Origin of the sequence: Lacinutrix sp. Bg11-31 (assembly GCF_002831665.1) — a bacterium.
Taxonomy (GTDB): Bacteria; Bacteroidota; Bacteroidia; order Flavobacteriales; family Flavobacteriaceae; genus Lacinutrix.
In genome coordinates this window covers 47,083-59,316 of the sequence record NZ_CP025118.1, presented here as the reverse complement: position 1 = coordinate 59,316, position 12,234 = coordinate 47,083, and the positions used below count along the sequence as shown (strand labels likewise).

The window sequence follows — 12,234 nt, the reverse complement described above, 5'->3', positions numbered from 1 at the left end:
TGCTCAAATTTATAAAATTTAATACTAATGTTGTAACAAAAGTTTGCTAGCTTCGTCTTACTTTTAAATCAATCTATACTACGTATTCAATTTATAAACGTTTTAGCATCTAAAAATCAATCATCTTGGAAACCATTCTTCAAATTAGTAACCTCACAAAAAAGTACGGTAATTTAACAGCTGTAAAAGATTTATCTTTTACAATAAAAAAAGGTAATGTTTATGGCATTTTAGGACCAAACGGAAGTGGGAAATCTACAACGCTAGGTATCACCTTAAATGTTGTAAATAAAACTAGTGGAGACTTTAAATGGTTTGATGGTACTATTTCTACACATGAAGCTTTAAAGAAAGTTGGAGCAATTATCGAGCGTCCAAACTTTTACCCTTACATGTCTGCATACAAGAACCTTAAATTGGTTTGTAAGATTAAAGGTATTGATTATTCTAAAATAGACGAAAAACTAGAAGTAGTTGGTCTAACAGAAAGAAAACATAGTAAGTTTAGCACGTATTCGCTAGGTATGAAGCAACGTTTAGCAATTGCTTCTGCCTTACTTAACGATCCAGAAATATTAATTTTAGATGAACCAACAAATGGTTTAGACCCTCAAGGTATTCACCAAATTAGAGCGATAATACAACAAATTGCAAGTGAAGGCACAACCATACTTTTAGCGTCGCATTTATTAGACGAAGTTGAAAAAGTTTGTACGCATGTTGTAGTACTTAGAAAAGGAGAAAAGCTATATTCTGGTCGTGTAGACGAAATGATTTCTAGTGAAGGTTTCTTTGAATTAAAATGTGAAGATGAAACTAAACTGCTTCAATTTTTAGAGCAGCATGCTTCTATTGAAAAAACAATTATAAAGGAAGGTTTAATTACCGCTTTTTTAAACGCGCCTTTATCTGCTTCAGCATTTAATAAGGAGTTAGTAGAAAGCGGCATTTATATTTCTCATTTAGTGATGCGAAAAGAAAGTTTGGAAGAACAATTTCTTCAACTTACAGATAATAAAAAATAATTCTCACAAAAACATCACTGAAATCACTTCAGAATAAAACCAAAAGATCATGTTAAGACTTTTAAATATAGAATTTATAAAACTGTGGAATAACAAGGCAAGTAAAGTATTAATACTAGCTTATTTTATTCTTCTATCATCTATTGCATTAATTTCTGCTATAAAATTCGATTTCGGAATGTTTAAATTCCATTTAGCAGAACAGGGTATTTTTAACTTCCCATACATCTGGCATTTTAACACGTTTGTTGCAGGATTATTAAAATTTTTCTTACTTATTGTAATTGTATCTATGGTTGCAAATGAGTACAGTAACAAAACAATTAAACAGAATTTAATTGATGGCTTAAGTAAAAAAGAATGGATTTTATCTAAAGTTTATACCGTCGTTGTTTTTGCATTTATTTCTACCGTATTTGTCTTTGTTATCTCTTTAATTTTAGGTCTTATTTTTTCGAGTTATACAGAACCAAATATCATTTTTTCTGATTTAGAATATCTTATAGCATTTTTTGTTAAGCTCTTTGGTTTCTTTTGTTTGGGGCTTTTTGCTGGAATGCTAATTAAACGTTCTGCTTTTGCTATAGGTGCCATTGTTGTTTACTTTTTTGTTGAGTTTTTTAGCTATTTAATATTTAAAGGCTTTTATAGAGAGTCTGATATTGTAGATAACATTTATAATTTCTTACCTTTTAAATCGCTTTGGAATTTAATAGACGAACCAGGTTCGAGACTTGGTGCCGTAAAAGAAATTGCTAGTGTTGCTGGACAAGACTTAAGTTACGATTATGCTGTACATTGGTACGAAATTGCAATTGTATTATGTTGGTCTGCACTATTCATCTACCTATCTTATAGGTTATTATTAAAAAGGGATTTATAATAAAATGACATTATAATCTGTTTTATTTTAACACTTATACTATAGTTAACTAAAGGTTTTTACAATATCTTTGATAGCTATTGCCTATAATAAGATGAAAAAAATTGTAATAATACTTACCACACTTTTATGTTGTGCGTTTTCTAATGCTCAAAAAGAAGCCTCCAATTGGTACTTTGGAGACAATGCTGGTATAAATTTTAATTTAGACACAGATACTGTTACTGCTGTTAATAATGGGCAATTAGCAACAGACGAAGGTTGCACAAGTATTTCGGATGCTAATGGTAATTTATTATTCTATACAGACGGAAGAACAGTTTACAATGCCAACCATTTAGTAATGCCAAATGGTATTGGTTTAAAAGGTGACCCATCGAGTACGCAATCTGCCATAATAATTCCGAAACCACAAGACACCAACATCTATTATGTTTTTACAGTAGATACACCTTCGTTAGATAATGAAGATCTAGGTTTTCATTTTTATGAAGTAAATATGACCTTAAATGGTGGATTAGGTAATGTTGTAACAGGTTCTGAAACCCAATTACTTAGTAATACCTCTGAGAAATTAAGTGCAGTTTTAAAAGATTGCCAAACGCAAGATGTTTGGGTAATTACTTATGCAGATAATTCTGGAGGCAATAACAATAACGCATTTTATGCTTACCAAGTAACAAGCACAGGTGTTATTACAACACCTGTAATAACTACAATAGGAAATGGTATTAGTGAAGCTAGAGGTTATTTAAAATTCTCTCCGGATGGTACAAAATTGGTAAGTGCAAATATTGGACAAGGGCTTTTTCTTTACGATTTTGACACAGATACTGGAACAGTTAGTAATGCACAAACAATCAATACTAGTTTTAGCGCTCCAGACGGAACGCTTTTACGCTCTTATGGTGTAGAGTTTTCTCCTAACAACAATTTACTTTATGTATCGGTTTTTAACAGCAATACAAACGCGAATAGTTCTAACAACCAATATGGAGCTCTACTACAGTTTAATTTAAATGCAGCAAATATTAGTGGATCTCAAACTCTAATAGACGGTAGAGAAACCTACAGAGGAGGATTACAACTAGGTCCAGATGGTAAAATATATCGAGCCATGAGCGACAATTATCAAATAGGAGTTCCATTTTTATCTGTTGTTAATGAACCTAATCAAATTGGCACAGCTTGTAATTACCAGCATAATGCCATTGCGTTAACAAGTAATTCGAGACAAGGTTTACCGCCTTTTATCACTTCTTTTTTTAGTGAAGATATAGATATAATCCAAAATGGTAATAGCACAACTAATTTACCGCTTTGTACTGGTGACACTTACACCTTAATGGCAGACAATATTCCAGGAGCCATCTACACTTGGACAAAAGATGGCCTGCCTTTAGCAGAAAGTGATTTTGATTTAATTATTACTACCTCTGGTATATACAGAGTAGAAATTGAAGTTAATGGAGCCAATTGCGGCTTAATTATAGGGGAAGCCAATGTTACATATTATAATGTTCCTGTTGCAAACCAACCAACTAACATGTTTACTTGTGATACAGATAACGATGGTATGGAGAGCTTTGACTTTTCAACACAAACTAACGCTCTATTAAATGGTCAAGACAGTAGTGTTTTTGAAGTAAAATATTTCGAATCGACAATTGATGCTCAAGCAGGTTCTAATGCTATTAATGGCCTATTTCAAAACACCCTAAATCCACAAACTATATTTGCTAGAATAGAAAACAAGAACAATACCAATTGTTTTGATATTACTAATTTTGAAATTAAAGTATTTGCCACGCCTTCAATTACCTCTACTAATGATCTCAATGTTTGTGATACAGATACAAATCCAATGGATGGACAGACAGCATTAATATTATCAGACTTTGATACCGATATTCTTGGCTCTCAAAACCCAGCACAATTCACTATTACCTATTATGGATCACAAGTAGATGCTACTACTGCAACTAATAATCATTCTAATAATTACACCAACCAAACACCAATAAACGAAACACTTTTTATTAGAATTGAAAATAATGATAACTCAAATTGCTTTACTATAGGAAGCCTTAATTTAGTAATTAATCCAATTCCTGAAGCTTTTGATACTGAAATTTACCAATGTGATGAAGATGGAATGGTTGATGGTTTTACAACTTTTAATTTAACCCAAGCAAATAGTGCAATTACAGGAAGCGCTGCAGATGTTACAACACAATTTTTTATTTCTGAAATAAATGCTTTAGGGAACATAAATGCCATCGATGGCAATGCGTTTAACAACACTGTAAATCCGCAGACCATTTATGTAAGAGTTACCAATAATAGTACAGGGTGTTTTAATTTCTCAGAGTTAGAATTGGAAACAAGCGACACACAAATTAATGATTACACTGCACAATCTGTTTGCGACGAATTAGGTAGTGAAGATGGCTTAAACACTTTTTATTTAGACGATTTCTCTGCAGGTATTTTACTTGGATTACCAGCTGGATTAGACATCACATATTATGAAAATGCTAACGATGCGCTATTAGAAAACAATCCACTAAGTTCACCATACCAAAACACTATTCCATACTCGCAAACTATTTATGTTCGTGTTGAAAACGACAATGCATGTTATGGAATAAACGAAGTCTTTTTAACTATAGACCCAAGGCCACAACTAGACAATGATGAGATTGTACCTTATTGCTTAAACGATTTCCCAGATACCATAACTTTAGATGCTGGATTAAATGATAATGCAACAAACTATAGTTTTAGCTGGTTACCAAATTCTGAAAACACAGAAACTATAGTTATAAACACAGTAGGAACATACACTGTAACAGTTACAAACAATACGACTTTTTGTAACAGTACAAGAACTATTATTGTTGAACCATCTAATATCGCGACAATAGAAAATATTGAAATTAACGATGGTAGTCTAAATAACAACCTAGTTACTATTTTAACTAGTGGTGAAGGTGAATACCAATATGCACTAACAGATCAAGAAGGGAACACAACACCTTTTCAAACTAGTACTATTTTCTCACATTTATCACCAGGAATTTACAGCGTAACTATTAGAGACATTAAAAATAATTGTGGTGAAATTAATCAGGATATTTCTGTTATTGGTTTTCCTTTATTTTTCACTCCAAACGGTGATACTTTTAATGACACTTGGCAGGTTTATGGTGTGTCAAAAATATTTCAACCAAATTCTGAAATTTTAATTTTCGATCGTTTTGGAAAACTTATTGCTCAAATAAAACCAAATAGCAAAGGTTGGGATGGTACTTTTAAAGGTATTCCTTTACCACAAAGCGACTATTGGTTTTCTGTAACTTTACAAGATGGACGTCTGTATAAAAATCACTTTACATTAAAACGTTAAGCCTTAATATTTAGCTCTTATATATTTTTTCAATAAGCTATGTAGGTCTTTTCTGCTTTCAGTTGTTATAATAGTAGTAAATTTGCCTTCAAAAATTATATTTATTTCAGTTAAACTATCATCCAAAACTTTAAAAACATCCTCAATGTTAAAGAATACTTTAAAAACAATATTAACTCTTGTTTTATTATTTCAATCTGTTTCAGTAATAGCTCAACAACCTAACGACTGCGTAAATGCTCTTGTTGTTTGTGGAGATTCTGATGTGGTCTTAGATGTAAATGGAGCAGGAAATAACAGTAACGAGTTTGCCGATTCATGTAGTAGTAATGAGAACAATAGTCTATGGCTAGAAGTAACAGTTGTAACAAATGGAACTTTAGCTTTTACTTTAACTCCAAGTAGTACAGCAATAACTGAAGATTATGATTTTTTTGTTTTTGGACCTAATGTTAGTTGCGGTAACTTAGGACAAACTATTCGTTGTAACACAACCAATCCTGACGCTGCAAACCAAGGTAATAACCTTACCGGAATGAATAATGCTATTGCTGCTGCCGAAGGCTCTCCAACTTCTGATGGTCCAGGTATGCTTGGTAATAGTTTTGTCACTGAAATTGATGCTTTAGCTGGAGAGTCCTATTTCATAGTAATAGACAGACCATTTGGAAACAGTCCTTTTAGTTTAGATTGGACAGGAACAGCACAATTTAGTGAAGCACCAACTAGTGAAACAGATCCAGTTGGAAACGCTTTAGACATCACTATATGCAACACAGGTAATTCATCTTCATTTAATTTAGAACAAAACACACCTCTTATTATTGGCACACAAACAGATGTTGTTGTAGCCTATTACGAAAGCGAAAGTGATGCTAACATTGGTGCAAATGCTATAACAAGTCCATACCCTAACTTAACAAATGGACTAACCATATATGCAGCAATTACAAATACCATTACAGGTTGTTTTTCAATTCAAGAATTCAATTTATTTCTAGATCCTATTCCTGTAATAAATACACCTCCAGACCTGGAAGTGTGTGACGATGGTTTAAACGACCAAATAGAACTTTTTAATTTAGAAGCGCAAACAAATGCTATTTTAGGCGCGCAAAATCCTTTAGACTATACAGTAACCTATCATGAAACTGCTGCAGATGCAGATACCGGAAATAATGCTTTAGCAAGCCCGTTTCCTAATGCAACAAATCCAGACGAGATATTTATTCGTGTTACACCAAACGACACAAATAACAGCTGTTATGCTTTCTCTACAACACCTTTTAACTTAATAGTAAATGCGCAACCACAAGTAACTGCTATTCCTGATTATGGGATCTGCGATCCAGATGGTGATGGCTTTGCCGAATTTGATTTATCTACACAAGATGCTGCGTTAATTAATAGTCAAGCAAATGTTGTAGCAACTTATTTTGAAAATCAAACAGATGCTATAGCGAATACTGGTGCTATACCAAATCCTACAACTTACACAAATACTAGTGCCAATATGCAGGAGGTTTTTGTAAGATTACAAAATACAACAAGTACTTGCTTTGTTACAACATCCTTTAATATTGTTGCACAAGCACAACCAATAGCTACACCTATTCAAGATTACCATGTTTGTGATAATAATACAGATGGAGATGATACTAACGGATTTTCAGAATTCGACTTAACAACACAAGATGCAGCGCTAATTAATGGTCAAGCAAATACAACCGTTACTTATTTTGAAACTCCTCTAGATGCACAAAACAATACAAACCCAATTTTAAATCCTACTACCTACACCAACACAACTGCAACTACACAGGTAATTAATGTGAGATTAAATGGTGCAGTTATGGATTGTTTTACCGTTACACAGTTTAATATTTTTGTAGATGAATTGCCCGAAGTACAAAATGCAACTTTAGTACAATGTGACGAAGATGGAGTACCAGATGGTTTTACCGAATATAACTTAGATGAAGCTAATGTAAACGTAATGATTAGTGGTAACACCGCAGGTTTTAATTACACACACCATTTAAACTTAGCAGATGCAGAAGGTGCAATGAATGCTTTAACTCCAGCTCCATTTACAAATACCACAAACCCACAAACCATATATGTTCGTGTAGAAAATGCAACAACTGGCTGTTTTCGTACTGCTGAATATATTTTAGACGTTACTGCAACAGATATTAATAATGCAGGATTAAACACATGTGATGATAATTATGATGGTTTTACAGAGTTTACGCTTTCTGATGCTGATCCAATAATACTAGCAACCTTACCTCCTGGTCTAACCGTTGCATATTACGCAACTGCAAACGATGCGCAATTAGAAATAAACCAACTTCCAAATTTATATACCAACACAACACCTTTTGTACAAACTATTTTTATTCGTGTAGAAAACGCCAACGACTGTTTTGGTATTGCAAATATGGATATCACTGTAGATCCTTTACCTCTAAACAATACAGTAAATGATTTAGTGGTTTGTAGCGATACACCAACACTTACAAACATAGACTTAACACAATTTAATGCTGAAGTATTAGGAACACAAAATGCAACTAATTTCACAATTAATTATTTTGAAACACAAACTGATGCAGACAATAACACAAATGCATTAACAAGTCCTTATACTAATACAAATAATCCTCAACCTCTTTTTGTTAGAGTTGAAAACAATACAAATAGCTGTCTAATTACTAGTATTAATTTTGAAATAGTAGTAAATATTAATCCAACGGTTGTAGTTCCTACTCCACTCGAAATATGTGATGATGCCACAACTGATGGAATCAATGCATTCAACCTAACCCTAAAAAACAACGAAATTTCAGGAGGTAATCCAGCATACGCTGTAACGTATTACTTTTCACAAGCAGATGCAGATGCACAAGCTAATCCATTAGCGAGCCCGTACACTAACGTTGTGCCTAACATGCAAACTATTTTTGTAGGCGTACAAGATGTAAATACAGGATGCTACGACACAACAACATTAGATCTAGTAGTAGAGCAAGCACCAGTAGCTTTTACACCAGCGAATTTAGAATATTGCGATCCAGACAGTGATGGATTTGGCGTCTTTACACTTACCGATTCGGAAGCAGAAATCACAGGAGGCGCACCAGGACTTACGGTAACTTACCATGAAACGATGTCAGATGCAGACAACAATGTTAATGCATTAGCAAGTCCTTATAATAACATTGTAGTCAACATGCAAACCATTTACGTGCGTGTAGAAAGTTCTACAATTGCAACCGACTGTGCAACATTTGTAGACTTAGTACTTATTGTCAATCCAACACCACAAATAACAACAGCATTAGTATTAACACCACTAGAAGTTTGTGATGATAATGCCGATGGTTTTGCTACGTTCGATTTACCAACCAAAGATCCAGAAATTCTAAACCTATTAGATGCAGATACTTCTAACGATTTAGACCCAACATTATACACTATTACGTATTACACCTCAGAAGCTAATGCTGAAGCACCAACCAATGCTATTGCAACACCAAACGCCTATGTAAATACAACGGCAAACATGCAAACCATTTGGGTACGAGTAGAAGATAATGCTACAGCTTGTTATAAAACAGTAGCCTTAGAATTAATAGTAAATCCATTGCCAGTATTAGTACAGCCAACACCACTAAGTTTATGCGATGTTAATAATCCAGGCGATGAAGTAGAAGCCTTCAACTTAGAAGATGCTAATGCACAAATACTAGCCGGACAAACAGGTATTACTTTAACTTACTTTAGCACACAAGCAGGAGCAGACACTAACGACGCAACAGTAGAAATCGTTAGTCCATATTCTAACACAAGCAATGCACAAACGGTTTACGTTAGAGCAACAAACAATGTTACAGGATGTGTAAGTACGATTACTCTAGATTTAAGAGTAAACCCATTACCATCACCAGTAGCAATGCCGTTACCATCAGACGAATGTGATGACGATAACGATGGTTTTTACGATATGTTCGATCTAGACGGTCAATCTGCAATAATAGCCAATGGCGAGCCAGACATCACTATTAGCTACTACGAAACAGAAGCCGATGCGATGAGCATGACAAATCCATTAGTAAGTCCATACGCAAACATCGTTGCTAATCTGCAAACTATTTATGTATTAGCAGAAAACGATATTACCGGTTGTTTTACCATTGTAACTATGGATTTAGTAGTATTACCTTCACCAGTAGTACCAATTGCAATCGACGACTATATTATTTGTGATGATGATAACGATGGTGTTAACCAGTTTGATTTTGATGCCGTAATCACACCACAAATTTTTACAGGAGGACAAACAGCAGCAGATTTCACGCTAAGCTACCACACAACACAAGCACTAGCAGACTCAGGAAACAACCCAATAGTAAACACAAGTAACTATACTAATGTCGCTAATCCACAAACGATATATATACGTTTAGTAAGCAATGCTAACGGTTGTGTAACTACAGGAAGCTTTATTATAAGGGTAGAATTCCCACCAGTAATCGCTGCTAATTATGATAATGAATTAACCCAATGTGACGATTTAGATGCCAATTACATGGAAGCTAACGATGGCATTACATTTTTCGATTTAACGGTTGAAGACATCGAAATCACAGGTGTTACAAACGTGAGTTGGATAGTTACTTATTACGAAGCATTAGCCGATGCTCAAGCAGATATTAATGCCATAGCAGATCCAACAGCGTATGAAAATACGATGACAGGACCACAAACCCTATACGTAAGAGTAACCGATAGCGACACAGGCTGCTTTAGCTTTACAACCGTAACTATTAGAGTGATCCCAAACCCATCACCAAGTCCAAATCCAGTAGATTTAGAATTGTGTGACGATATAGACATTGTAGGACCAAACGATTTATTAGAAACATTCGATTTAACACAAAACGAAGGCTTCATTATCAATGGAGAAGTAGGTGTAACAGCAAGTTACTACATTACACAAGACGATGCTGTAATGGGTAACAATGCGATAGCAGACCCAACCATGCATATTAACGAAGATCCTGGAAATCCAAACGTAGCAGTAACACCACAAACTATTTTTGTACGTCTTACCAATGGTACAGATGCTACAGGATTAAATGGAACAGGCTGTTACAGTTTAGTAAGCTTCGATGTTATTGTAAACCCATTACCAGTAGTTACACCAGTAAACGACTATGTTATTTGTGAGCTGAATACAGACAACGTTGCAGACTTCGATTTAACAACGATGACAGCAGCGATATTAAACGGACAAGATCCAGCAATATTTACAGTCACTTACCATGAAACGCAAGGCGAAGCAGATGCTTCAATGAACGATTTAACAGCAAGTGGCGATTACACGAATACTAGTGATCCACAAACTATTTACGTAAACATTACAAACACAGTAACAGGATGTGATACCACAGCATTAACCTTCAATTTAGTAGTAGACGAAGCAGCACAAGCCAATCCAGATGGTGTTGCAATACTTTACCAAGTATGTGACGATACTATGGAGTTTGATAACGATACAACAAACGACATGGTTGAGTTTGATTTAGCAACACAAAATCCTTTTGTATTAGATGGCCAAGACCCATTAAATTACACGGTAACGTATTACGATAATCAAGTCGATGCAGATGCAGGTACAAATCCGCTACCATTTACATATACCAATACAGTAAACCCACAAGTAATTATTGTAAGAGTAGATAATGATATTCCAGGCACACTAAATTTAGATCTTACTACATTAACTGTAGGATTAGATGTTAATGGCGATGGCACAATAGATACAATCGACACCACTGTACCAGCAGATGGCATATTTGATATTGTAGATATTAATGGTGATGGAGTAGCAGAAGGATTTGATACCAATGCAGATGGCATTATAGATTACATCGACTTAGATGGCGATGGTCTTGGTGATTTAGTAGATTTAAACAACGATGGAGAAGTAGACAACGATACATCTGCTTGTTATGAAACAGCAGAAGTTACTTTACAAGTAAACCCAATGCCATCGTTTACATTAGAGGCCGAATATTTATTATGTATCAACACAAATGGTACAGAAGTAATTAACTCACCAGTAATAGACACAGGATTAGACCCAGCATTCTATACTTTTGTATGGAACTTAAATGGTACAGATATACCAGGAGAAACAGCTGAGTTTATAGAGCCAACCGAAGGCGGAACTTATGGAGTTATAGCAACAGATATTGCAACAGGATGTCCAAGTATTGAAGTTAACACTTTCGTAACAGTAAGCGAGCCACCAGCAGTAGCTTATGAGATAACAAGCTTAGCTTTTGCAGATCAACACGATATATTAGTAACAGCAACAGGTACAACAACGACCTCAATAGCAGTATACGAGTTTAGTATCGATGGCGGCAGTTGGGAATTAGGAACGTTAAATGCAGCAGGAGCATATGTGTATACCTTTACAGATGTTGCAGCAGGAGAACACATGGTAACAGTAAGAGACACGGTAGGTTGTGGAGAAACAACAATTCCAGTTATGGTTATGGATTACCCATTATACTTTACACCAAATGGAGATGGTTACCACGACACATGGAATGTTTACGATATTGGAAGACAGCCAGACGCTGTTATTTATATCTTCGATCGTTATGGCAAACTATTAAAACAGTTGAGTCCAACAGGAGCAGGATGGGATGGTACTTACAACGGTAACCCAATGCCAACAAGTGATTATTGGTTTACTTTAGAATATAGAGAACCAAGTACAGATGAGAAAAAATCTATTCGTAGACACTTTACTTTGAAACGCTAAAGGACACGTAGTAAGTCTTTAAAACTAAAAAACGCCTGAACATTAGTTCAGGCGTTTTTGTTTACAAATTATA

The 12,234-nt window shown here is 34.7% G+C and carries 4 protein-coding genes; all 4 read left to right on the top strand.

Going from position 1 to position 12,234, the window contains the following annotated elements:
- Positions 1-125: 125 nt before the first annotated feature.
- The 4 genes from CW733_RS00175 (at position 126) to CW733_RS00160 (ending at position 12,161) form a co-directional block, all read left to right on the top strand.
- On the top strand, positions 126-1,025 hold the full coding sequence (locus CW733_RS00175; protein WP_100994586.1) for an ABC transporter ATP-binding protein: 900 nt from the start codon (positions 126-128) through the stop codon (positions 1,023-1,025).
- Between the two features lie 49 nt (positions 1,026-1,074).
- Positions 1,075-1,908, top strand: coding sequence for an ABC transporter permease (locus tag CW733_RS00170; RefSeq protein WP_100994584.1), 834 nt, complete (start codon positions 1,075-1,077; stop codon positions 1,906-1,908).
- 94 nt (positions 1,909-2,002) lie between these two features.
- A complete protein-coding gene (locus CW733_RS00165; protein ID WP_100994582.1) occupies positions 2,003-5,317 on the top strand; it encodes a T9SS type B sorting domain-containing protein in 3,315 nt (1,104 codons plus the stop codon).
- Between the two features lie 145 nt (positions 5,318-5,462).
- A complete protein-coding gene (locus CW733_RS00160; protein ID WP_100994580.1) occupies positions 5,463-12,161 on the top strand; it encodes a T9SS type B sorting domain-containing protein in 6,699 nt (2,232 codons plus the stop codon).
- The last annotated feature ends 73 nt before the right edge of the window (positions 12,162-12,234 follow it).

Coding starts and splice junctions, on each gene's coding strand:
- CW733_RS00165 (WP_100994582.1), top strand. CDS start 2,003: ATGAAAAAAATTGTAATAATACTTACCACACTTTTATGTTGTGCGTTT.
- CW733_RS00170 (WP_100994584.1), top strand. CDS start 1,075: ATGTTAAGACTTTTAAATATAGAATTTATAAAACTGTGGAATAACAAG.
- CW733_RS00160 (WP_100994580.1), top strand. CDS start 5,463: ATGTTAAAGAATACTTTAAAAACAATATTAACTCTTGTTTTATTATTT.